Annotated in this window: 19 protein-coding genes; 15 read left to right on the top strand and 4 right to left on the bottom strand. The window is 37.5% G+C overall.

Annotated elements, in window-relative coordinates; translation table 11 throughout:
* Positions 1–13 precede the first annotated feature (13 nt).
* The 15 genes from DWX23_RS00170 (at position 14) to DWX23_RS00100 (ending at position 17,807) form a co-directional block, all read left to right on the top strand.
* On the top strand, positions 14–1,183 hold the full coding sequence (locus tag DWX23_RS00170) for a sugar transferase (protein WP_308425743.1): 1,170 nt from the start codon (positions 14–16) through the stop codon (positions 1,181–1,183).
* A 13-nt stretch (positions 1,184–1,196) separates the two neighbouring features.
* Complete coding sequence (locus tag DWX23_RS00165) at positions 1,197–1,982, top strand: TolC family protein (RefSeq protein ID WP_122373455.1); 786 nt, start codon at positions 1,197–1,199, stop codon at positions 1,980–1,982.
* 3 nt (positions 1,983–1,985) lie between these two features.
* The gene (locus tag DWX23_RS00160; RefSeq protein ID WP_122352695.1) at positions 1,986–4,145 is read left to right on the top strand and encodes a hypothetical protein; all 2,160 of its coding nucleotides are present in this window, start codon (positions 1,986–1,988) and stop codon (positions 4,143–4,145) included.
* Position 4,146: 1 nt separating this feature from the next.
* Complete coding sequence (locus tag DWX23_RS00155) at positions 4,147–5,598, top strand: O-antigen ligase (protein ID WP_122372961.1); 1,452 nt, start codon at positions 4,147–4,149, stop codon at positions 5,596–5,598.
* A gap of 11 nt (positions 5,599–5,609) precedes the next feature.
* Positions 5,610–6,839: a glycosyltransferase family 2 protein gene (locus DWX23_RS00150; RefSeq protein WP_122352693.1), complete on the top strand. Its 1,230-nt coding sequence runs from the start codon at positions 5,610–5,612 to the stop codon at positions 6,837–6,839.
* The gene (locus DWX23_RS00145; protein WP_122372960.1) at positions 6,823–7,941 is read left to right on the top strand and encodes a glycosyltransferase family 1 protein; all 1,119 of its coding nucleotides are present in this window, start codon (positions 6,823–6,825) and stop codon (positions 7,939–7,941) included. The genes DWX23_RS00150 and DWX23_RS00145 overlap by 17 nt, the downstream gene beginning before the upstream one ends.
* Positions 7,942–7,945: 4 nt before the next feature.
* Complete coding sequence (locus DWX23_RS00140; protein WP_122372959.1) at positions 7,946–8,575, top strand: DapH/DapD/GlmU-related protein; 630 nt, start codon at positions 7,946–7,948, stop codon at positions 8,573–8,575.
* Complete coding sequence (locus DWX23_RS00135; protein WP_122372958.1) at positions 8,575–9,720, top strand: sugar-transfer associated ATP-grasp domain-containing protein; 1,146 nt, start codon at positions 8,575–8,577, stop codon at positions 9,718–9,720. Before DWX23_RS00140 ends, DWX23_RS00135 begins: the two co-directional genes overlap by 1 nt.
* Positions 9,721–9,742: 22 nt before the next feature.
* The gene (locus tag DWX23_RS00130; RefSeq protein WP_122373454.1) at positions 9,743–10,675 is read left to right on the top strand and encodes a glycosyltransferase; all 933 of its coding nucleotides are present in this window, start codon (positions 9,743–9,745) and stop codon (positions 10,673–10,675) included.
* Between the two features lie 5 nt (positions 10,676–10,680).
* Entirely contained in the window at positions 10,681–12,126 is a 1,446-nt protein-coding gene (locus tag DWX23_RS00125) for a lipopolysaccharide biosynthesis protein (RefSeq protein ID WP_122372957.1), read from the top strand.
* On the top strand, positions 12,123–13,244 hold the full coding sequence (locus DWX23_RS00120; RefSeq protein WP_122372956.1) for a glycosyltransferase: 1,122 nt from the start codon (positions 12,123–12,125) through the stop codon (positions 13,242–13,244). The genes DWX23_RS00125 and DWX23_RS00120 overlap by 4 nt, the downstream gene beginning before the upstream one ends.
* A gap of 81 nt (positions 13,245–13,325) precedes the next feature.
* On the top strand, positions 13,326–14,501 hold the full coding sequence (locus DWX23_RS00115) for a glycosyltransferase family 2 protein (RefSeq protein WP_122372955.1): 1,176 nt from the start codon (positions 13,326–13,328) through the stop codon (positions 14,499–14,501).
* Positions 14,494–15,387 carry a glycosyltransferase family 2 protein gene (locus DWX23_RS00110; RefSeq protein WP_122372954.1) on the top strand — a complete coding sequence of 298 codons (894 nt, stop codon included), beginning with the start codon at positions 14,494–14,496 and terminating at the stop codon, positions 15,385–15,387. The genes DWX23_RS00115 and DWX23_RS00110 overlap by 8 nt, the downstream gene beginning before the upstream one ends.
* Positions 15,388–15,399: 12 nt before the next feature.
* Positions 15,400–16,596 (top strand): glycosyltransferase family 2 protein, encoded by a 1,197-nt coding sequence (locus DWX23_RS00105; RefSeq protein WP_122372953.1) that lies wholly within the window; start codon positions 15,400–15,402, stop codon positions 16,594–16,596.
* A 98-nt stretch (positions 16,597–16,694) separates the two neighbouring features.
* Complete coding sequence (locus tag DWX23_RS00100; RefSeq protein WP_122352683.1) at positions 16,695–17,807, top strand: hybrid sensor histidine kinase/response regulator; 1,113 nt, start codon at positions 16,695–16,697, stop codon at positions 17,805–17,807.
* A gap of 231 nt (positions 17,808–18,038) precedes the next feature.
* On the opposite strand, the gene DWX23_RS00095 is transcribed toward DWX23_RS00100, so the two are convergent.
* The 4 genes from DWX23_RS00095 to DWX23_RS00080 all read right to left on the bottom strand — a co-directional run bounded on the left by DWX23_RS00095 (position 18,039) and on the right by DWX23_RS00080 (position 24,593).
* A complete protein-coding gene (locus DWX23_RS00095; RefSeq protein ID WP_122372952.1) occupies positions 18,039–19,334 on the bottom strand; it encodes a TolC family protein in 1,296 nt (431 codons plus the stop codon).
* A gap of 3 nt (positions 19,335–19,337) precedes the next feature.
* Positions 19,338–22,379 (bottom strand): efflux RND transporter permease subunit, encoded by a 3,042-nt coding sequence (locus tag DWX23_RS00090; RefSeq protein ID WP_122372951.1) that lies wholly within the window; start codon positions 22,377–22,379, stop codon positions 19,338–19,340.
* An 11-nt stretch (positions 22,380–22,390) separates the two neighbouring features.
* Complete coding sequence (locus tag DWX23_RS00085) at positions 22,391–23,443, bottom strand: efflux RND transporter periplasmic adaptor subunit (RefSeq protein WP_122352857.1); 1,053 nt, start codon at positions 23,441–23,443, stop codon at positions 22,391–22,393.
* Positions 23,444–23,624: 181 nt separating this feature from the next.
* Positions 23,625–24,593, bottom strand: a complete 969-nt coding sequence (locus DWX23_RS00080) for a DNA/RNA non-specific endonuclease (RefSeq protein WP_122372950.1) — start codon at positions 24,591–24,593, stop codon at positions 23,625–23,627.
* Positions 24,594–24,687: the final 94 nt, after the last annotated feature.

The following is a 24,687-nucleotide window of genomic DNA, read 5'->3' as shown; positions in this document are numbered from 1 at the left end:
AAACGACATTAGTATGGAATATATCTTTTGGGGGAATAATATTCCTTTAGCAACTCACCTACGAGAAACTCTGCAATGCAAGATTTCCGAATGTCTCACTTTCCAACAGTTAAAATCAAATCTCACCCTTATCAATGAGGTTGATTTTTGCGTATTTGTGGAAAGACAGGATATATTAACGGATATACCGACCATCACCCAGCTTCATAAAATGTATCCGGCTCTCTATATCATTTTAATAAGCGAGCCATTACGTAAAGAAGAGAAAATACCTTATCTGAGAGCAGGTATCGATTGCATGATCTCAAAAAAGACCTCAAAAGAAGACATGCAAAAGTTATTGTCCGTCGTCATCGATTTCAAAGAAAAAGAGAAATCCAGAAAAGATAACCCAATTTCATCTCTGGCTGAATTTCATTTGCCGGTATGGAAACGTTCATTCGATATTCTGGCTGCCGGATCAGCGATCCTTTGTTTATCCCCCATACTCATAACAACGGCATTAGCGATACTTTTTGAAAGTAGAGGAAAAGTCGTATACAAGTCGAAACGTGTAGGCAGTAATTACAAAATTTTCGATTTTTATAAGTTCCGCTCCATGTATGCGGACGCAGACAAAAGACTTGCAGAGTATCAGAAACTGAATCAATACACTAAAAAAATAGCGGACGAAGAGTCAAACAACTCTTCGTCCGCTGCAGAGGATCCTCTGCAAGCCACTTCCGGCAATATTGAACAGGATATACTTTTATTCTCAGATAATCTAAGTACATCCGAAAACGATTATCTGAAAACCAAACGCACAGAGCGTTCGAATGCTTTCTTCAAACTGGAAAACGATCCGCGAATCACTCGTGTGGGACATTTCATCAGAAAATATAGCATAGACGAACTCCCGCAGCTATTCAACATTTTAAAGGGTGACATGTCAGTTGTAGGAAACCGACCGCTTCCTTTATACGAAGCCGAATTACTCACAAGCGACGAATATGTAAACCGCTTTATGGCTCCTGCCGGCCTAACCGGCTTATGGCAGGTAGAAAAACGCGGAGGTGCAGGAAAAATGTCCGCTGAAGAACGAAAGCTTCTGGATATCAAGTATGCGAAAGAATTTTCTTTCCGTATGGATATGATGATCATTATCAAAACATTTACGGCATTCATTCAAAAGGAAGATGTATAGAGACTCTAAGCTGATGAAAAACATTTTCATTATATTATTACTGATAAATACTTCCTACTGTTTCTGCCAGAAAAATAAAAGCAACTATTTTAATAAGGCAACTACGGTAGAAGTCACTACTATGGTTAACAACGACTCCATACAAGCAATGCTGGACGATTATGAACGGATTCAGTTACCTCCTCTTTCTGTCTTTTTACAATCTGTTTACGATCATCCTTCTATTAAAATTTATGAAGCAAAACGAGAAGAAGCCAACGCTGAGATGAAAATATCAAGAAGGGAATGGCTGGACTATTTCAGAATATATGGACAATACCAATATGGAAGAATTGTCCAATTATCATCAACAGAAACAGTGGACGATCCTATGTTCACGACCAGTCTGGGCAGCAATCAAAGTACATACAGCGCAGGTTTCTCCATTTCAGTTCCTTTTGGCGATCTATTTAGTCGTAAGCAAAAGATAAGAGCAAAAAAAGCACATTTTCGTCAACTGGATTATGAATATGAAATGTCGATCGAGGAACGAAAGTTGAAGATATTAGAAGCATACAATGATGTTCTACAATCTTTAGCAACTTTAAAAGCGAAGTCTGACGCAGCTGCACTATATAGCGCTCAAATGAAAATATCCGAGCAAGACTTCATCAATGGGAAAATTGGAATAGGCGAACTTTCTATAGAAAAAGGAAGACGAACAAATGCTATTATTCTTTATCAGGAAGGACGAACTACCTTGCATAATGCAGTCACTCTGTTAGAAATGCTTACAAACGTAAAGATCATAAATAGATAACTTATGGATATCACACTCTATATATCCCGTTTTCTACATCGTATCCGTTACCAACTAATACTGGGTTCACTTGTCGTGACAGCATTAGTTGCCTACTTTACGCAATTTATGCAAAAGAAATATACTGTAAATACATCTATATATACAGGTATTACATCAAATACAGGATTAGAAAGCGAAAGTAAACCGGATTGGATGAGTGTGAACAATACGTTCGATAATCTGGTAAATCTAACCAAATCAAAAGGTACTTTAGAAACTGTATCTATGAAATTACTGGCTACTAACCTGATTAATGGGGATGCTAATATCGATAATAAATATATATCAGCTAAAAACTACCAAAACTTGATTACACTTGTGCCCAAGGAAGTCCTGAACCTGGTCGACAAAGATTCATTTGAGAAAACAGTAAACAATCTTGAAAAATATAAACAAGGCGATACGCATAATTTTTTATACAGATTATTTAATGGGTTCGCCCCGTACTATAGTTACGGATCATTATCCCAAATCATTGTAAAACGTTTAGGTAACAGTGACTTAATCGATATTGCTTATACCTCTACAGACCCGGGAATCACATTAACAACCGTAAAACTGATCAGTGAGGAATTACGTATTTCATATAATCAACTGAAATATAAAACAGCTGATGACATCGTAAAATACTATGAGAATGAGCAAAAAAGGCTGCGCGAGCAATTGAATAAACTTGAAAACGAACTAACAGATTATAACATTCAAAATAGCGTAATCAATTATCAGGAACAAACAAAAGCAATTGCCGGTTCATTTGCTGATTTTGAAAATAGACACGAAGAAGTTATCCGCAGGATAAATAGTTCTTCACAGTTAATAGAAGGTCTTGAAGAATATATGAAAATCCGTATCAAACTGGTAAAAGCAAATGATGAATTTATCAAAGCATTAGAAGATATTTCAAAAATAAACGGTAAAATCACCGAAATTGAAATTTTCACTACGGAAGAAGCCCAAAATGATGATCTGGAACTATTGAAATACAAAGAAGAATTAAAAAATGCCGAGAAAAAAGTTGCAACATTAACAGAACAAATAAATAACTACAAAGAAAGTAAAGAAGGTCTTTCAATTGACGGTTTAGTCAACGAATGGCTCTCACAAACGATCATCAACATAAAAGCCAAAGCTGAATTAAAAATATTGGATCAAAGAAAAAAAGAATTTGCGGAACAATATAAAACATATTCTCCTGTCGGAACACAAATCAACAGGCAAGAACGTGAAATCCATGTTACCGAAGAATCTTATTTACAAGTGTTACATGCTCTGAATATGGCAAAGATGAAACAAAAGAACCTGCAGCTTACCACTGCAACATTGAATACCATCTCGGAGCCTGCATTCCCTTTGTTTAGTGATAAAAGCAAACGAATGCTACTGATCATTGCTGCATTTGCCGGAAGCATAATATTCATTATTGGTCTTAATTTGATAGTCGAATTATTAGACAGAACTTTACGGGATGCAGAACGTGCCCGAAGACTTACCAAAATGATCGTTTTAGGAGCATTTACAGGCAATCAACAATTAAAATACAGAGGATTCATAAAAGCATGCAACAGAATTTCAGCTGCCTATACTTGTAACCGACTGATGCAATATATGAAAAAAGGTCATACGTTCCATATCAATATATTAAGTATAGATAGAAAAGAAGGTAAAAGTTTCGTCTGCCAGTATATAACAGAATATTGGAAGGAAATTGGATTCAATGTCAAGCACTTGGTTGCAGGAATAGATTTTCCGATTGACGCAACATATTTATCTTCAGGAGAAATCGATTCTTACATAAAAGATAACGACCATCCGGACATAATCTTATTAGAATACCCTGCAATTAAAGATAATAGCCTACCGGTTAATCTGTTAAACAAAGCAGATGTTAATCTCTTAATTGCCAATGCTCGCAGAGTATGGAAAAACAGTGATGAAGAGTTTGTGAAATATCTACATGATATGGCTCAGGACAAACCATTATATCTCTATTTGAATAATGCTTCACGTGAAGCTGTAGAAGACTTTACCGGTCAATTACCCCCGGAAACCTCTATTCGTTCACTTTCAAACCGTATTATTTATATGGGATTAACAGCAAAAAACTCTGCAATTGGAGAATAACATGGATAACAGTAATTACATACCTGGCGAAACTCGTTCCGTTAAACTTCTCTATCTTTTAATATTGGTAGGGTTAGTTGGTATTCTTATGGCCTTATTATCCATGAACATACCTCTGTTTGCAGTAATTATAACATTTCCTTTTATATGTACCGGAGGAATTTTAATTTTGAGATATCCTCAATTAATGCTATTCATCATCTTTACTATCAATTATTTCATACTTGGGATCACTCGTTATATACCGATAGAAGGAATAAGTATAATTATGGATATATTATATGTTTTGACCCTCATACTGATTATTATACAAAGCGCACTCTATCACAATATCGAATGGAAAAGATGTTTTCACCTATTAAGTGCATTTTCATTGCTATGGGCATCCTATTGTATTTTGGAAATTATGAATCCAAGTGCGCTATTGGATGGTTGGATTTTATCCAGAGGATTAATTATTAACGGATTAATCATCACAGTTATAACTTCTTTATTATGCACCAAATACAAAATATTGAAAGCCATCTTATTCACTTATTCACTTTTCACAGTATTAGCGATACTGAAAACTTTTATGCAAAAATATGTAGGCTTTGATACTTTTGAAACCCGATGGCTCAATAACGGAGGTGCAACCACTCATTTAATACATTCCGGAATACGCTATTTTTCATTTTTCACGGATGCCAGTAATATGGGATCAAATATGGGAGGTGCAGGTATTGTTTTAGGTATAGCATCTTTATATATAAGAAATAGAACACTCAAGATTTACTATGTAATTGTTGCTATTGTTTCTTTATATACTATGATGCTTTCCGGCACCCGGGGAGCCATAATTGTCCCTTTGGCTGGAATAGCACTCTATACTGTTGTGAGCAAACAAACGCGATCAATAATACTAGGAAGCATCTCTTTAGCCCTAGTTTATGTATTTTTCGCTTTTACGATGATCGGACAAAGTAATTCATCGATCAGAAGAATGAGAACAGCGTTTAAACCAAGTGAAGATGCTTCATACATCGTCCGTAAAGAAAACCAAAGGAAATTAAAGGAATATCTAAAATATAAACCATTTGGAGAGGGCCTGGGATTATCCGGTGATGGTTTGGGGGTAAAACTATCCAAACGCTTTACAACTTCTATACCTACAGACTCCTGGTATGTTAAGGTATGGGTTGAAACAGGAATAATCGGTTTGATCATATATATGGGAATGGTTCTTATTACTATAGGCCGTGGATCATGGATTTTAATGTTCAATATACATGATCCGGAACTTAAAGGGATATTAACAGGCTGGCTATGTGCCATATTTGGTATGTTTATGAGCGCATATGGAAACTCATTTTGGGGACAATTTCCAACAATGGTCATTGCTTTCATGGGTATGAGTTTTATTTTAAATGGAAAGTATTTTGACAAAGAACTTAGTAATTATACAAACCTTTAGTTGATAGAAATATGATAGAATTATTATTTAATATAAAGAACAATTGGATAGATAAACAAGAATATATATTCCTGCTTATCGATGCCATCCTTTTTTTACTTTTTCTGATAGCGGTTTTATATCTATTCATATTTGCTGCTTATTCAAAAAAGAAAGCTCCTTATACTTACCCTAAAGCTAATAAACAATGCCGATATGCTATATTGTTTCCTGCTTATATGGAAGATGAAGTAATCATTGATTCTGTTCAATCATTTCTCAGACAAGATTATCCTAGAGAATTATATGATGTAATTGTTGTTTCAGATCAAATGCAGGAAAAAACAATTCTTAAATTAAAAGAAATAACTGCTAAAGTCACTCAAATATCGGATCCGATAAATACCAAGATCTATGCTTTGGAAAAAGCCATTGAATATATTGAACAAGAAAAACTATCATTTGATATGGTTGTAGTCCTTGATGCTGATAATATTGTAAAACCTGACTTCTTAGACAAAATCAATGATGCTTTTTATTCCGGATGTTTAGCTATACAGACACACCGAGTTGCCAAAAACCGGGATACAAATACAGCAGTCCTTGATGCTGTCAGCGAAGAAATCAATAATTCTATCTTTAGAAAAGGACATACACGTCTCGGTTTTTCTTCCGGATTAAGCGGATCCGGTATGGCTTTCGAATACACCTTATTCAAAAACCTAATCCAGGGGATTGATAAGGTAGGTGAAGATAAACATATGGAGCGTAAATTACTCTTACAAAATATATATATAGAGTATCTGGAAGATGTATATACTTTTGATGAAAAAGTAAGAGGTAAAAAAGAATTCTATAATCAACGACGTCGGTGGTTAGCTACCCAATTTTATAATTTGTTTTCAGGAATGTCCCAATTACCGGGGGCTATATTAAGAGGGAAATGGGATTACTGTGATAAATTATTCCAATGGATGATGCCTCCCCGCATCCTACTATTAGGTTTTGTTATCCTTATCGCCTGTTTCTTAAGTGTTATCAATATATTTCTATCAATTAAATGGTGGGGGTTATTACTTTTTATTGGTATAACTTTCAGCTTGGCTGTTCCTGATTATTTAGTAGACAAACAATTCAAAAAGGCGATTATCAGTTTGCCGGTATTGTTTTTTTTAATGTTTCTCAATCTTTTTCGATTAAGGGGAGGTAATAAACATTTTATTCATACAAAACACACTGTTAGATATGAAAATAGCCATTGAAGCACAACGCATATTTCGTCCAAACAAACATGGGATGGACTTTGTTGCCTTAGAAAGCATACGGGAATTACAAAAAGTAGACAAAGAAAATGAGTATTATATTTTTGTAAGTCCTGGAGAAGACCGCTGTCTGGAGGAAACTCCCAACATGCATATTATAGAGGTAAACTGCCCCACATATCCTCTTTGGGAACAGGTGGCTTTACCTCGTGCCGTAGCAAAAATAAAAGCAGATTTACTGCATTGTACAAGTAACACAGCTCCTATCTATTGCCCGGTTCCATTGATACTCACATTACACGATATCATCTTTCTGGAACCACGGCAAAGCGGCAACAAATCATTCTATCAAAATATGGGGTGGTATTACCGCCGGTTAGTCGTTCCTCGCATTTTACCTAAATGCAAGAAGATTATTACAGTTTCTAATTTTGAACGTAACCGCATTCAAAGCGCATTGCTTCTACCCGATAGCCAAATAACATCGATATATAACGGATATAGCCGGCACTTCCGCCCGATATCCGATGTATCGTCCGTTACAGGAAAATATATAAAAGGGAACGAATATCTCTTTTTTCTTGGAAATACAGATCCTAAAAAGAATGTTCCACGCACATTAAAAGCCTATAGCTTGTATTTAAAGAGATCGGAAATAAAACGTCCTCTCTTGATCGCTGATTTAAAAGAAGATAAATTGGATATTATATTGAAAGAACAAGGGATAGAAGATATCAAACCTTATCTATACTATCCGGGATATATTCCCAATAAAGATCTGGCGTACCTATATAACGGAGCATATGCATTTCTATATACTTCACTCAGAGAAAGTTTCGGCATTCCCATGCTTGAAGCTATGGCGTGTGGAACACCCGTGATTACTGGAAACACATCCGCGATGCCGGAAATTGCGGGAGAAGAAGGCATACAGGCTGATCCATTCAATGAAGAAGATATTACTATTAAATTACTTCAACTGGAAAATGATCATTCCTACTATATCCGGCAGGTTGAATACGGATTACAACGAGTAAACAAATTTTCCTGGGAAAATACGGCTTTGTCATTATTGGAAATCTATCGGAATATTTTAAAATAACATCATGAATAATAGCCTTAAACAAAAGATAAAACAAAATGAGACATTAAAGCATTTCGTTTTATTTTTAATATCATCCCCCAAAAATCCTAAACCCAGATTCTGGGTAAAGTGGTTTGTAAATCCCTTTTTTCATAAGAAAGGAAAAGGAGCAACCATTCGGAAAAGCAAATCAAGGATCGATGTCTTTCCCTGGAATCAGTTCACAGTAGGAACTAATACACTAATAGAAGATTTCACCACCATTAACAATGGTGCTGGCGATGTCATCATTGGTAATAATGCAAGAATAGGCATAGGATCAGTTGTAATTGGTCCTGTTAAGTTAGGAAATAAAGTAGGTCTGGGACAACATGTATTCATTTCCGGTTTTAATCATGGATATGAAGACGGCAATCATGATTCTAATGAGCAACCTTTGGTAAAAAAAGATGTTATCATCGAAGATGATTCTCATATAGGAGCAAACTCTGTTATAGTAGCAGGAGTACATATAGGGAAAAGATGTCAAATAGGAGCAGGTAGTGTTGTAACAAAAAATATTCCTGATTATTCGGTTGCTGTCGGTAATCCGGCTAAAGTTATAAAGCATTTTAATTTTCAATTAAATAAATGGATTAATACTGAAAAGTGATGAAAAGCATCAAAGAATATCTGTATTACTTTATAAAAGTGAATTCAGAAAAATCGCACCGAGATTATTATCGCAACTACTATACGAAATATTTAGATATGTATATGTCATGCGAAGAAAAAAAAAGTGCAAATACCATTAAGAATGAAATGAGAATACTAAAAAAATATTGGAACGTCTATCCTTTTCAATATTTCAGATACAATTTATACAAAAAAGATTGTACTTTAAGTATCGAAGAAATGAAAGACTACATACCTGATTTTTTTGCATATTATTTACTATTTCCTAAATCATTTAAAGATAGAAATATTTTATGTGAGGATAAAAAACTTATGCATATTGTAAATGTAGGATTAAAGATATCACAACCCAACACATTATTTTTCACTGAAAACAACACTATTTTATCCACTTCGTTAGATTTCATAAACACAACAAAATGCTATAACCTAATCCAAAAATCAAATGCAAATAAAATATTTGTAAAACCAACATTTGGTGTTGGGGGAAAAGGCATTAAAGTTTTCAACAAAAATAACAACATTTTTTTAGATAGTAGTAGCAATACACCTTTAGATGAAAATTACATATCAGAAATAGCAAAAAACAATTATATTGTTCAAGAAGGGGTAAATCAACATATGGATATAAACAAAATATATCCATACGCTATAAATACATTTCGTATAATAACAGAATATAATCAAGGCAAAGAGCCTAAAATTATTTTTTCTCTTTTACGTATGGGGTGTGGAGGCATGCAGATTGATAATGCCAGTTCAGGAGGTATCTACATTAAAATAAATTCAGAATCAGGATTATTAGGGGATGAAGCAATTGCCGACGATCGAAAAACATATATAAAACATCCAGATACCCTATTTTTATTTAGCAACTACAAAATTCCATTTTGGAATGAAATTATAAAATTTGCAAAAGATGTTGCATTAAAATATTCTCCTATAAAATACATTGGGTGGGATATTGCATATTCTGAGTCAGGTCCGGTTCTCATTGAGGGGAATAATGGACCAGGGATAGAAATCATACAAGATCATTTTGGAGGCGTCAGAAAAGAATTCGATATCAATAACCCTAATGATTTTTGGTTCTCAAAAAGTTATGGATTGAAAGATTTATAAAATCTACGATAAACATATGATCATGAAATCTCCCAAAGTAAGTGTTATAATTCCTGTCTACAATACAGAAAAATATGTAGAAGAGGCTGTGAGATCTATAATGAGCCAAACATTAAAGAATATAGAAATTATTATTATTAATGATGGTTCAACAGATAACAGTCTGTCTATAATCCAGGATTTATCTAAAGAAGATTATCGCATACAAGTTTATAACCAAGAAAATCGAGGTTTATCTGCCAGCCGTAATGTAGGTATTGACTTTGCAAATGGGAAGTACTTATATTTCATGGACAGCGATGATTATCTCGAACCGGAAACATTAGAATCATGCTTACTCAAATGTGAAGAAAATTCATTAGATTTTATTTTTTTTGATGCAGACATTTTAAATAAAGATACAGAATTTGACTTCAACATCAATTATCAACATAAAGGTTGTACGAATTCGAATATAATATACAAGGGTATACAAATATTCAGTATTTTAACTGAGAGTGGAACATATACTCCGTCTGCATGTTTGAATATTATAAATACAGAATTTCTAAAAAGCATAAATCTTCGATTTCTACCTGGTATTATTCATGAAGACCAGTTATTTACGACCTTATTATATTTGCAGGCAGAAAGGGTAATGTGCATACATGAGGACTTTTTCAAGAGAAGACTTCGCCACGATTCAATTATGACGAGTAAATTCTCATTGAGAAACATGGATAGTTACTTCATCATTACTGATAAGTTATTACTTTATACATCCAATCATGTAGAAGCGCAGGAGATAATCAATAAGCATCTGTTTAAAATGCTCAATGCTGCAGTATGGCTATCTTATAAAATCTCATTTAAGGATCGTTTATATATAACTAAACGTTGTATTAAAGATTACACAAAGTACGTCTCTGGGAAAAATCTGGTGATTTTATTGTTTAAATCATTTTTCAAAAAATAAATCATATGTCTTCTACTAAAAAAGAACTTTTATCCGGTGTTTTTTATACCGCGATAGCCAAATATTCGGGAATAATAGTATCCCTGGTGGTAGCAGGGATATTAGCTCGTCTTATAGAGCCAGAGGAGTTCGGGATAGTAGCGATTGCAACTGTGATCATTTCTTTCTTCAGCATATTCAGCGATCTCGGAATAGCACCGGCAATCATACAGAATAAGGAATTATCCCAAAAGGACCTCAGTAATATCTTTACTTTCACAATCTGGTTAGGTATCAGTATATCCATCCTGTTTTTTTTATGTTCATGGCCCATCTCTCATTTCTACAAGAACGGTACATTGTTAACGATATGCCAACTACTATCATTAAATCTATTCTTCGCATCAGCCAATATTATACCCAATGCACTATTGTTTAAAGAAAAAGAGTTTAAATTCATTGCATACCGAAGTTTAACAATCCAAATCTCCGGAGGTGTTATGGCCATTACAGCAGCTCTCTTGGGAGCCGGATTATATGCATTGATCATCAACCCTATATTGTCAAGTATATTGTTATTTATCATTTCTTTCCGGAAAAACCCACAAAAATTAGCTCAAACATGGGGTATACAATCCGTGAAAAAGATTCTTAGTTTCTCTGCCTACCAATTCATGTTTAACGTGATCAATTATTTCAGTCGCAATCTGGATAAACTATTGATCGGAAAATATATGGATATGGTTGCATTAGGATACTATGAAAAATCATATCGGCTGATGATGTTACCTCTTCAGAACATTACGCATGTTATTTCACCTGTAATGCATCCTATATTTTCTGACTTTCAGAATGATTTGACAAAACTATCAAATTCATACAATAAAGTAATTCATTTTCTCGCATTTATTGGATTACCTTTATCGGTATTATTATGGTTTTGTTCCAAAGAGATCATATTGATCATTTTTGGAGAACAATGGATGCCTTCTGTTCCTATATTTCAAATCCTATCCATATCAGTCGGCATACAGATCATTTTATCGACCTCCGGGTCTATTTTTCAAGCGGCCAATGATACCAAAAGTTTATTTATATGTGGTGTATTCTCCACCCTGCTCAACGTTATCGGTATATTGACCGGTATATTTTTCTTCAAGACTTTAGAGGCCGTTGCATGGTGTATATGTATCACATTTACAATCAATTTTATACAATGCTATATCTGGATGTATAAGATCACTTTTAAGCAAAGTCTCTGGAAATTCTGGAAACAGTTTTTATCTCCTATTCTACTAACAGGCATATTAATCGTTTGCTTACTACCGACCTATTACCTATCAGATAAAAGCTCTATATACGCCACTCTGCTATTAAAAGGCGGTGTATTCATTATAATTTATGTTGCATATGTGCAAATAAGAGGAGAATATAATATTATTAACTTCATCAAATCCAAAATAAAAAAATGAAAGTATTATTCCTCATATACCATGGTTTCAGTGAAACAAATGGCATCAGTAAAAAAATATGTTATCAGGTAGATGCTTTAAAAAAATGTAATTTAGATGTATGTACCTGTTACTTATCAGAATCTGATGGAAACAAATACCGGATGATTGATAATAATATATTGAGTGATTATGGACATGGATTCAGTAGTAAAATTTTAAAACGAATTGAATTCAATTCTATTGCAGATTATGCGATTCGAGAAGGAATTCATTTTGTATATATCCGCTCAGATCATAATGCCAACCCTTTTACTATTAACATGGTAAAAAAAATGCGTAAAGCCAATATTTGTGTTGTAATGGAAATACCTACTTATCCATACGATAATGAATATTCCAGTATTTACGGAAAGATAATATTGTTTATAGACAAATGTTTTAGAAAAACCTTAGCTAAATCTTTATATCGTATTATTACTTTTTCTGATTATAAATCTATTTTTGGAACCCCTACAATTCAAATATCCAATGGTATAGATTTCGATAAAATAAAACTGAAGCAAAATATCAACGACACATTTCATGAACTTCATTTGATCGGAGTAGCGGAAATACATTACTGGCACGGATTCGACCGTCTCGTACAAGGTCTCGTTAATTACTATAAGGGAAATCCAGACTATAAAGTATTTTTCCATATTGTTGGCGATTTCTTTGGGGAAAGGGAGCGTAATGATATTTTACCCTTAATCAGCACTCACCATTTAGAGTCATATATAATTCTTCACGGGGCAAAACATGGTGAAGAGTTAGATCTGCTTTTCGAACAATCTGACATGGCAATCGGTAGCCTTGCCCGTCACCGCAGTGGTATAACGAACATAAAAACATTAAAAAACCGGGAATATGCTGCTCGTGGATTATCTTTTATCTACTCGGAACAAGATAGTGATTTTGAAAACAAACCCTATATCTTAAAAGTTCCGGCAGATGAAAGTCCTATTGATATCAATTTAATTATTGATTTTCATAGAAAATTAAATATTTCTCCCATAGATATACGAAATTCCATACAGTCTCTCTCCTGGGAAGAGCAAATGAAAAAAGTTATTACAACAGTACAAACAACACGTTAATATTATTCATTCATCACATAATAAAAACCTGTTGAATTTCAAAACATATAATAATTATACCTATTTTTGCACAAAAAGACTATGAGCCTTATTTTTAAACTAGATATACTACTGTTTATCATCACTGCAATATTTACAGGGTATAATCTTTTCTTTGTCCTAGCCGCTTTGTTCAGGCAGAGAAAAAAAGAGATCAATCATGTTGATACGCAAAACTTTGCAGTTATTTTTGCCGCTTATAAAGAGGACAGGGTGATAAAAGAATCTGTTGAAAGTTTTCTGAAGCAAAACTATCCACAAGATAAATATACAATAGTAGTAGTTTCCGACCATATGGAAAAGGCTACCAATCTGGCACTCTCTCAGATGCCCATAACACTTTTCGTGGTCGACTTCAAAGATAGTATGAAGCATAAATCCATCTCTTATGCACTGGACCACCTCGATGGTTTTGACCGGGCGATCATTATGGATGCCGATAATATTACCGATACAGACTTTCTGACCCGAATTAATGAAGCGACACAAACTGTAAAAGTCCTCCAGGCACACAGGACCCAAAAAAATAAAAATACCTCTGTCGCTATTTGGGATGGCATCTCTGAAGAAATAAATAACACTATATTCAGGAAAGGACGCGTTAATATCGGATTATCATCCGCTTTGATCGGTTCCGGAATGGTTTTCGATTTCGAATGGTTGAAGAAACACATGCACGAATGTAAAACTTTTGCAGAAGATAAAGAACTGGAGGCTATTCTGGCAAGAGACAATGTATTTGTAGATTATAGTGATGATATATATGTATATGATGAGAAAACCGCCAGGCAAGATATCCTGATCAGGCAAAGATCGAGATGGTTCCATGCCCAAATCCTTGCCTTTTCTTTAATAATCAAGGATTTTAATCCGCGAAAGCTAAATCCTTCATACATCGATAAGATTATCCAATGGATCCCATTTCCCAGAACTGTCAGATTCTTATTGATATTCCTGATGATACTTTTCTGGTCTGTAGTGGCATTCCCCGTTGCTATTAAATGGTATATTCTGCTATTTGTCAAGATAGTAACTTATTTTTTGGCAATACCTCGAAAGATGTACACACGCGATTTTTGGAGCAGTATCATCCAATTACCATCCATGATGATTGCTTTGTTACGTAGTTATGTCGAATCGATCTGCCGCGTAAAGAAAAAAGATATGAGATTCAACAATACTCCCCATCACATAACCAAAGAGAATAATCATGGATAAGAAGGTCTCCATCATCACCGTTAATTATAATGGTGCTCCCGATACATGTGAAATGATTGAATCATTAAAGCGGCACGAGGGCTATCCCTATGAACTGATCGTCGTAGATAATGGTTCTGCAAACCTGGAGGGTTATACCCTGCTGAAAGATAAATATCCTGATGTAATAGTGATAAGAAGCGATCAGAACCTCGGATTCGCAGGTGGAAACAACATCGGGATCCAATATGCAACGGGAGATTATTTATTTTTTCTGAATAACGATACAATTATTACCTGCCCCATTCTGGAGATACTTGTAAACCGGCTGGATAGTAACAGAAAAATCGGATGTATTTCCCCTAAAACGACTTTTTGGCCACAAAGAAGCAAGTTACAATATGCCGGTGCCACCCCCATGAGCTATATTACTCTGCGTAACGAATTTACAGGATATATGCAGGAAGATGACGGAAGATTCGACACCCCGCAGGAAACAGCCTTTGCCAACGGGGCAGCCATGATGATACGGACCGCAGACATTCAAAAGTTTGGCCTTATGGCTGAATTTTATTTTCTGTATTACGAAGAACTGGATTGGTGTGCCTATATGCAGAAAGCCGGATTCAGTATTTGGTATGAACCCGGAGCTGTTGTCGGACATAAAGAAAGTGCCAGTGTCGGATTGCAAAGTCCGTTACAGGTATATTATCACACGCGCAACCGTTTGATATTTGCTCAAAGAACCTTATCCGACCCTTTCGAAAGGAGATGTTCTTACCTCTATCAAACTTTTGTTGCCTTACCTAAACGTTTTCTGACTTATTTATGCAAAGGAAAACTCAACCTGATAGCTCCTTTGGTTAAAGGAGGAAAAGACGGAATAGCTTTTATTATGAACAAATAAATATAAAAAACCATGCAAGAAGGACTTTATACAGTAGCCGAATGGTTATTCTGGATCGGAATTTTTATAGTATTCTACACCTACCTGGGATACGGTATCTTATTATATCTATTGGTCAGGATAAAAGAACTTTTCCGGAAACCTATGCCCATCGCATTGCCGGAACCACTCCCCGAAGTCACCCTCTTCATCGCAGCATACAACGAAGAGGAAATCGTTGCTGACAAAATGAAGAATTGTTATACTCTCGCCTACCCTGCCGACAAACTAAAAATCGTTTGGGTAACAGATGGTTCTAACGACCGGACGAATGAACTCCTGAAGCAATATCCGGATGTAACCGTGCTTTTCCATCCTGAGCGCAGAGGTAAAACGGCTGCCCTCAACCGGGGTATACAATATATAACAACTCCCTATGTCATTTTTACAGATGCAAACACGATGCTCAACAAAGAAGCCGTACATGAGATCGTCCGCCAATTCTCGAACCCGAAAGTTGGCTGCGTGGCAGGTGAAAAAAGAGTAGAAACAAATACCGCACAGGGAGCGACAGCAGGAGAAGGCATTTACTGGAAATATGAATCAGCCTTAAAAGCGCTGGATTTTCGTTTATATTCGGCAGTCGGAGCAGCTGGTGAGTTATTTGCCGTACGGACCGAGCTGTTTGAACAAATGCCGTCCGACACGCTTCTCGACGATTTTATCTTATCACTCCGTATCGCACAGAAAGGATATACGATAGCCTATTGTAAAGAAGCTTATGCCACTGAAACAGCATCACTTAACATGAAAGAAGAAGAAAAACGCAAAATACGTATAGCAGCCGGAGGCTTACAATCGGTCTGGCGCCTGCGTAACCTATTCAATATCTTCCGATACGGCACGCTTAGCTTCCAATTTGTGAGCCACCGTGTCTTACGATGGACCATTACCCCTATCATGTTATTCGTATTAGTACCATTAAATACATTATTAACATGTAAGGGAGGGTTTACGTATATATTTTTACTACTTTTACAAGTCGCCTTTTATATGATGGCTTATGCCGGCTATATGATGGAGCAGAAAAATGTACGAAACAAGTTGTTTTTTATACCCTACTACTTTTCTTTTATGAATTTGAATGTAATAAGAGGATTTTTCTATTTAGCTGGAAATAAAGGGAATGGAGCCTGGGAAAAAGCAAAAAGAAGTCAACAGCAAAAATAATTACAAAATGAAACAATGAAAACCTCTGTAAATTCAAAGTTTATTAATATTTTTGCGTACGCATAGTGATTGAATATCAAGAAAAGTTTATATTTGATATGGATAATTTAGCAGCAGGATATACAGTATTGATCGTTGACGATGTTCCCACCAACGTCATGTTAGTACAAGCTATATTAAAAAAAGAAGGTTACAGGTTACTCACCTGTGACAGCGGCGCCAAGGCTCTCCGTCTGGCACACGACAAGCACCCTAATCTCATTCTATTAGATATTATGATGCCGGAGATGGATGGATACGAAGTATTACAGCATCTGAAAAGTAACCCGGATACCAACGATATACCTGTTATTATTATGTCTGCATTAAGCGATATGCAGAGTATAGTAAAGGGGTACCAATTGGGAGCAACGGAATATGTTACCAAGCCTTTTCAAAGAGAAGAACTGGTAAAACGAGTAGCTCACCGTTTTGAGTTATTCAGTATAAAACGGATCAAGCAGGAACTGGAAAATACGATCGAATCGAGGGATACTTTGTATTCAGTTATCGCCCATGACTTACGTTCACCTCTCGGATCTTTAAAAATGATGAATAATGCCATCCTTATGATGGTAGATAAAGATCAGGTAAGCCCCGAAGTATTTGAAATGCTTCAGATGATGAATAAAACATCAGAAGAAATTTTCTTGTTGTTGGATAATCTGCTTAAATGGGCTAAGAATCGCCTGAAGAAACAAAATGTATACAAACAGGAGACCGATATCAATAGCCTGGTTTCCAGCACAGCCGAAATATATATTCCGATGGCCGCTCAGAAGGGATTGACTATCCAGTTACAAGATATGGATAAAGAACTATCTGGTTTTGTAGACATAGATATGATTAAAACAGTCATCAGGAATCTCATTTCAAATGCTATCAAGTTTAGTTTTGAAGGAGGTACAATCTCGATCGCATCTAAGATTGAAGGTGATTTTGTTATTGTCAGCGTGAAAGATTCAGGCAAGGGAATCAAGAAAGAAGACCAGGAAAAGTTATTAAAGCAAAATACTCACTTTACCTCTTACGGAACAAATAATGAAAAGGGTTCCGGCTTAGGATTAATGCTTTGTAAAGATTTTGTCGAGCAACATGACGGAAAACTTTGGTTTGAATCGGAAGAAGGCAAAGGATCTACATTCTTCATTTCATTGAAAGCATTTAAGTAAAAAATAAACGAAAATATAAGATTTTATATATCCCTGACATCAGACCTATATCTTTCTGATGTCAGGGATTCTTTATTTATTCAAAATATCCAACAAACGCTTGCCGGGTTTGAACCTGACACAGTTACCTTTATAAAGATAGACGCTTAAATACTATATACACAGCATTTAAGCGTCAAATTATTTTTATATGTTCCGTACAGAAAACAGTACGGTGGTTCTACACCTACTCTATTGCATGCGACGGATACCGATCGCTTTATTGTATTGTGCCAGAGATGTTTTTTGCTGATACCATGTCTGTATCAAGCTGCTATAAGATTGTATCCATGAAAGCTGAGCTGAAAGCACATCGACAATCGGGAGTTTACCTTCGTTATAGCTGAAAGTATTCAAATCAAGATTTTCTTCAGCTATTTTACAGGCTTCTTCGGCAACATCGATCTGTTTGGTATTCTCAGTCAGGCTAGTCCAGGTATTTGCCACTTCCTGTGTGATTTGATCACGTGTATTACCCATAGCATACTCTTTGCTTCGGAGGATTGCTTTCTGTGAATTGACTTCCTTAAAGCGTGCTCCCCAACGGAACAATGGAATTTTCAGAGAAGCAAAGACAGCCGGAGTCCATAAGTTGTCAGAGCCTTTTACGTTCAGCATAGAAGTACCCCATGATCCCTGAAAGCCGACAGATAAAGTCGGATTGTATTTAGCCTTCGAGAGGTTGATCTGTCTTTTCTGATATTCGATATTCAATTTAGAAATCAGATAGTCCGGACGATTTTCCAAAGCTGCAGATTCACCGACCTGCATAGGTAGCGGCAGAACCATCGTGATAGAATCGGCAATCGTGATCGGTTCCATCGGAGAAACACCCATCAGCACATTCAGGTTCTGCAAGGCAATCTGATAATCTTTATAAGCCGAACTTTTGTTCAGCTCAGCCTCTTTCAAACGTGCCTGGACCTGTAACAAGTCTGTTTTACTAATCTGTCCATCCTGAAAACGGAGAGTCAGCACATTCGCCAGTTCCTGTACAATATCGACATATTGAGTCATAACATCGTACATACCTTTGCGGGCTGCCACAGACCAATAATTCATATCGGCTGCATACACGATATTATCCGTCGTCAGTTCTTCTGCTTCGTCAGCGATCTGTCCCTGTATCTCTGCAGCTTTATAATTGTTATAGATCTGTCCTCCGGCATAGATCGGCTGACTTACAGTAGCACCCAGGCTATAGGTATTATGGTCCATTTCGATACCAGGGATACCTTCACCCATTCCCAATTCATACTTGTTGATACGGTATTGGTAACTACCTGAGAAATCTACAGCCGGAAAGAATGCCGTTTTTGCCGCTTTTATAGCATGTTGCATAGCGATCCTCTCTTCCGAACTCTGCTTTATCTGACGGCTATATTCCAATACTTTCTCTTTATATTCGGCTGCTGAGATGGGCTGCACCTGTGCTTTCACAGACAGGGCACCCAATAACATACAACCTATTATCAGTTTACTTTTCATATCTTATTCAGATTTAATCTTAAAGAATATACAATAGGTAACCGGAAGCACGAAGATAGTCAGGATCGTTGAAACGAACAGACCTCCCATGATCGTCGCTGCCATACCGGCAAACATCGCATCCCCTAACAACGGGAGCATACCCAGGATCGTCGTCCCCGATGCCATTGTGACGGGGACAATACGTGTTTTAGTTGCTTCTACTACAGCTTTAACCGGTTCCAGGCCGCTATCCATCTGCAATCCGATCTCATCGACGAGCACAATTGCATTCTTGATATTCATACCGATCAACCCCAGTAAGCCAAGCATTGCAAAGAAGTCGAGCGATTTTCCGAACACAAGCAATCCCAAAACAACACCTATAAAAATAAGTGGCAGCATAGCCATGATCAAAACCGGTTTTCTGTAATATTTCGGGAATAAGAATAATAAAGTCACATAAATCAGCCCGAACATCAAAGGGATATTGGCAGCAATCGCCTTATTACCTTTATCCTGTTCATTCTGTTCTCCGAAATACTGTAGTTTATAACCTTCCGGTACCTTCACTTGCTGCTGGACCTCTTCCCACAGATGACTGAAAGCAGCCATCGTATTGGCACCACGCTTCGGCTCACATTGCATCATCATATAAGGCTGGCGATTAAAACGCTTCACCACAGCATAATCATAATCCAATGAGAAATCATCGATTACCTGTTCCACTTTCACAGAACGGCCTTTGGCACTATAAACAGGCAAACTCTTCAAATCGTTCAGACTGATCGAATCTTTATCCGCATCTTTCAATAAGATAGGCATGAAAACATCCCCTTCACGATATTCACCTAAAGGTACACCATTCGTTGCCGAACGTAATGAATAAGCGACTTGTTGCCGGGTAATTCCCAAGCGCAATCCTTTTTCCTGTGAGAACAGAGGTTTCCATACCGGGACCTTATTTCCCCAGCTGTCACGTACCTCCATGACCTGATCATATTTTCTCGCAATTTCTTTCACCTGTTCCGTCAATGCTGCCAGCGTATCCACATTATCCCCGATAAAGCCAATCTCAATGGCGGCATCTGGTACAGGAGACAACGCAAACAGAGCAGAACGAGTCAGGATACTCGGATAATTGGCAACCATGTAATCGTAGAATTTACCTTCTTCGACAGGTGCATCCTCTGCATTCTTCGTTTCGATAAGCACATTGGCAAAGTTCGGTTTCGGTCCTACCGACGAGCTTGCCAGATAGTAACGAACCGGAGAACCTCCTAATGTAAACGAATATGATTTGATGTTTTCATTCTTGCTCAGGTATTCTTCTATCGATTTCACATTCCGTTCCACATCACGGATACTATAGCCTTCCGGGAAGATAAGATCAGCACGGAAATAGGGCTTGTTCATGATCGGGAAGAAACTCTGCGGCATAATCGCCATAATGAACAAAGACAGGAACAGCATTGCAACCACAGAAGTAATCGTTATATATCTGCGTTTGATCAGGCGTCCGAGGACGTTTTCAAACTTATGGTACAATTTTGTATCGTAGGGATCCTGTGATTCACCCGGTTTGGCTTCTTTCAGAATAAAGCTACCGAACGTAGTAGTCTGTGTCAACGCCAGAACCCAACTCAATCCCAACGATACAGCTAACACAATAAACAGCGGTTTAACGATCTCGGCTACTGACGCCGGAGCCAGATACATCGGTAAGAAAGAGCAGACAGCAATAAAGGTCGCTCCCAGCAATGCCCACTGCGGTTTTGTAGCCCCTTCGACCAATGCCTGATAACGGGACAATCCTCGTTTGATACCGACCTGGGCATTATCCGTCACCACGATCGCATTATCCACCAACATACCCATTGCAATGATAAATGCCGCCAATGAAGTTCGGTTCAGACCGACCCCCCAGATCAACATTAATAATAATGTACCACCGACAGAGAACAGTAGGGAACTACCGACCAGCATACCGGCACGTGATCCCATGACAAGGAAGATAACCACAATCACGATCAACAACGATTCCATCAAATTCAGGATAAAGCCATTGTTGGCTTCATCTGCAATCTTGTTCTCCGGATAGATCGTTTTCAAATCCATTCCGACAGGAAAGAGTTCCTGCATTTCATCCAGGTGGCTGGCAACATCATTACCGACAGCCACAACATCATCTTTCGCTCCTGTTGCCACACCAATGCCGATCGCACGCTTACCATCCACACGCATCAAATTAGACGGGGGATCCATATATCCCCGTTCCACAACGGCAATATCGCCCAGACGAACTTCACCTCCGCTTTTTGTAACAATCAGCTGATCGCGGATATCCTGAATATCTTTATAGGTTCCTTCAGCTCTGACACGCAGATCATACTCACCGGTATTGATCTCTCCCGTATTGACCAGCAGGTTCTGTGTTTGTAATACTTGCTGGATCGAGTTAGGATCGATCCCAAGGTTCGCCAGTTTGGGAACGGAAATCTTTACGTTTATCACTTGTGTCTGTTCACCGAACAGATAGACTTTCTGAACACCCGGCACAGGAGACAGTTCTGTTTTAATCTTCTGTGCCCAATCCCTTAGTTCATCATATGTATAACCGTCATCGGCAGTCAAGGCATAGTAAATGCCGAATACATCACCGAAATCATCACTCACGGATATAGAGGATGCTCCGCTCGGAAGGCGCGGTTGTATGTTGTTTACTTTACGACGAAGTTCATCCCACTTGACAGGCATATAGTCCGGATCCAAGGTTGGTTGCAGTTCAATAGAAATCTTTGACATACCAAAATAGGATTCCGACTTGATCTGATACACATCAGTCATAGACTGGATCTCCCTTTCAATCGGTTCTGTAATCAGCTTTTCCACTTCAAAAGGCGTTGCTCCCGGATATTGCGTAACCAATACAGCCTGTTTGATCACAAAAGGAGCATCTTCTTTTTTCGGCAATTTGAAGAAAGAGTATATACCTCCTATCAGCATGACAGCCAAGAAGAAGTATATGATCTTACTATTCTCTAAAGAATATTTTGGAATATTCATTGCTTATCTTCTTAATCTGTTAATACTTTTACTTGTTGTCCTTCTACCAGGCGGGTTACTCCGGCAGTAACGATCTGTTCGCCGGCCTTCAAGCCTTCCGTAACAACAACACCGTCTTTACCGACTAATTCTTTTTCCGTAATCTTACGGCGTTCTACTTTCTGTGTCTGAGGGTTGTAAACAAATACGAATTTATTGTCGCTGTTCACTTCGTCAGCTACAACAGCGGACAGAGGTATTAATACGGCTCCTTCATTGAAGCTCTGACTCTCGATGTTCAGGATCACACGACAAGAGAAACCGACGGCAATCTTATACTTCTCCAGGTTAAATTCAGGATCATCGATATACAGGAAGACAGGTACACCCGAACCATCAGGAGAAGCTTCCACATACTCCTTTACTTTTGCCTTGAAACGGACACCTTTATAATTGTCGAACTCTACATATATCGTATAGGGTGTCGAAAAATAAGTGATATTGGTTTCAGGCATCGTGAACTGAACCTGCAACTTGTTCGGATTGATCAGGCAAACAATTCCCTGTCCCATCTGAACCTTCTGATAATTCTCTACGTACTTCTTCTGAATAAATCCGTCGAAAGGTGCTCTCAACTTAGTCTGTTCCAGCGTATTCTGGGAGTTTTCGAAAGCTGCCTGTGCATTGGAATAAGCTGCTTTTGTCGATTCATATTCCTGCTGGGAGATGGCTTGTTTTGCCAATAGTCTTTCAGCACGCTGTAGCTGTGCCTGTGCAGTTTGGAAAGAAGCTTTCTTCGCTTCATAGTCCCATTTAAAATCTTGCGGATCTATTTCTGCCACCACTTGTCCGGTGCGAACTTTCTGCCCTTCTTCCACGTTCAAAGAAATAAGTGGTCCGGACATTTTAAATGCCAGGTCGCTGAACTGGTCAGGAGAGACAACGCCGCTGAACGACTTTTCCACTACATTCAAAGATGTTACTTCCGCCAACTTTACCGGACGAGGCCCCTGCTCTTTTACCGGTGGTTGACTACAAGACATCAATGCTGCCAACACAAAAACGGGAATTAATTTACCATTCATGATAACTTGCATTTTCTTATTGATTTTTTGTTAATTATATGCTCATACAAAGCCATATAAACTACGCGTTAAGTCATAGCTATACAACATTCATTTTCTACTAATTGTTCTAATTCTGCCGATCCTTCAGTACCGACCGGCAACACATTACATTTGCTTATATCACTAATATTTGCTTGTATCAAAAGGACCAACTGTCCCAATCTATTTTCGATTCCATTGTTTTTTCCTGTTCATCAGGTATTGCAGGGAAAAAGTCTATTCCTGTTACTTTTTCTACGCTATCCACCGGAATGGCCATCGATTTCAAAGATGTCTTTTTGTAATCACGGTTCTCCAGGATAAATGCAATTGCCTTATATTCATTTCCCGAAACGTAACAAATCACTTTGTAAAATGCTCCGGGAACCCCAACTCTGTTCTTTCCCATTTGTTTCATACTGTCCGTGATCACAGGACCTGTTGCAATCAATAAAGCCCCGTAATCTCTCGCCCACAAACGACTCTGTTCCTCCAGATCTTTCCAGATACCTCGGTTCAGCCCCGGTTTTTGCGGACAGATATTACTAAAATAAAAAGATTCACGCATTGCTTTTGCCGACCATTTCATATCACCGGCAGGAGCCAGATGTCCCCGGTCATAACCCGTACGTGTATAATCGTCATTGGTTGCTGTTGCGCCTTTAACTGCCGGATCAGGAACGAACTTATTCGAACGTTCCGTCTTTTTGCTTTTAGCTTCTTCGGCTGTCAATTCATAGGCAACCCAATTAGCTATTTTGTAATCGGAATTATAGGAAACGGTATACCCTTCATGGCGGATCACCTGTTCGGAACGCTTTGCCTGTAACTTAGGTATCTCGGCATTCGCCGGTATTTTAAATGTTGTTGTCTTCAGAACGGAAGGAATGATAGGTTTGGATTTCTTTTCAGCCGGTTCCTCCTTCACAGGAGTGGTCGTTTTCTTCTGCTCCACGACTACGGTTTTCGTTTCGGATACAGGATATAAATAATTGAATACATACAAAACCCCAATAAAGCAGATCACTACCAGAGCTGCAAGAACAAATATACGTCGGATCGTAGAAATCAAAGATGAGCCTTGATTCTTCTTTTTCCGCGATTTTGCTTTACTTCTCCTTTTTGCCATTGATTAATAATCGTTTTATTCTCGGGGGCAAAAGTAGATAATGTGATGTTATGAAACAATATATAAACCTTAAATCTATTCGTCAGAATTAATA

Source organism: Parabacteroides sp. AF18-52, from assembly GCF_003479145.1.
Taxonomy (GTDB): domain Bacteria; phylum Bacteroidota; class Bacteroidia; order Bacteroidales; family Tannerellaceae; genus Parabacteroides; species Parabacteroides faecis.
Note: the sequence above shows the minus strand (reverse complement) of the source record. Positions and strands in the feature narration are given on the sequence as shown.

What these genes read in the sequence shown, in the direction of transcription:
- DWX23_RS00080 (WP_122372950.1), bottom strand. Translation starts at nt 24,593, where the DNA reads ATGGCAAAAAGGAGAAGTAAAGCAAAATCGCGGAAAAAGAAGAATCAA.
- DWX23_RS00150 (WP_122352693.1), top strand. Translation starts at nt 5,610, where the DNA reads ATGATAGAATTATTATTTAATATAAAGAACAATTGGATAGATAAACAA.
- DWX23_RS00100 (WP_122352683.1), top strand. Translation starts at nt 16,695, where the DNA reads ATGGATAATTTAGCAGCAGGATATACAGTATTGATCGTTGACGATGTT.
- DWX23_RS00105 (WP_122372953.1), top strand. Translation starts at nt 15,400, where the DNA reads ATGCAAGAAGGACTTTATACAGTAGCCGAATGGTTATTCTGGATCGGA.
- DWX23_RS00145 (WP_122372960.1), top strand. Translation starts at nt 6,823, where the DNA reads ATGAAAATAGCCATTGAAGCACAACGCATATTTCGTCCAAACAAACAT.
- DWX23_RS00165 (WP_122373455.1), top strand. Translation starts at nt 1,197, where the DNA reads ATGAAAAACATTTTCATTATATTATTACTGATAAATACTTCCTACTGT.
- DWX23_RS00125 (WP_122372957.1), top strand. Translation starts at nt 10,681, where the DNA reads ATGTCTTCTACTAAAAAAGAACTTTTATCCGGTGTTTTTTATACCGCG.
- DWX23_RS00095 (WP_122372952.1), bottom strand. Translation starts at nt 19,334, where the DNA reads ATGAAAAGTAAACTGATAATAGGTTGTATGTTATTGGGTGCCCTGTCT.
- DWX23_RS00140 (WP_122372959.1), top strand. Translation starts at nt 7,946, where the DNA reads ATGAATAATAGCCTTAAACAAAAGATAAAACAAAATGAGACATTAAAG.
- DWX23_RS00155 (WP_122372961.1), top strand. Translation starts at nt 4,147, where the DNA reads ATGGATAACAGTAATTACATACCTGGCGAAACTCGTTCCGTTAAACTT.
- DWX23_RS00120 (WP_122372956.1), top strand. Translation starts at nt 12,123, where the DNA reads ATGAAAGTATTATTCCTCATATACCATGGTTTCAGTGAAACAAATGGC.
- DWX23_RS00160 (WP_122352695.1), top strand. Translation starts at nt 1,986, where the DNA reads ATGGATATCACACTCTATATATCCCGTTTTCTACATCGTATCCGTTAC.
- DWX23_RS00130 (WP_122373454.1), top strand. Translation starts at nt 9,743, where the DNA reads ATGAAATCTCCCAAAGTAAGTGTTATAATTCCTGTCTACAATACAGAA.
- DWX23_RS00135 (WP_122372958.1), top strand. Translation starts at nt 8,575, where the DNA reads ATGAAAAGCATCAAAGAATATCTGTATTACTTTATAAAAGTGAATTCA.
- DWX23_RS00090 (WP_122372951.1), bottom strand. Translation starts at nt 22,379, where the DNA reads ATGAATATTCCAAAATATTCTTTAGAGAATAGTAAGATCATATACTTC.
- DWX23_RS00085 (WP_122352857.1), bottom strand. Translation starts at nt 23,443, where the DNA reads ATGAATGGTAAATTAATTCCCGTTTTTGTGTTGGCAGCATTGATGTCT.
- DWX23_RS00115 (WP_122372955.1), top strand. Translation starts at nt 13,326, where the DNA reads ATGAGCCTTATTTTTAAACTAGATATACTACTGTTTATCATCACTGCA.
- DWX23_RS00170 (WP_308425743.1), top strand. Translation starts at nt 14, where the DNA reads ATGGAATATATCTTTTGGGGGAATAATATTCCTTTAGCAACTCACCTA.
- DWX23_RS00110 (WP_122372954.1), top strand. Translation starts at nt 14,494, where the DNA reads ATGGATAAGAAGGTCTCCATCATCACCGTTAATTATAATGGTGCTCCC.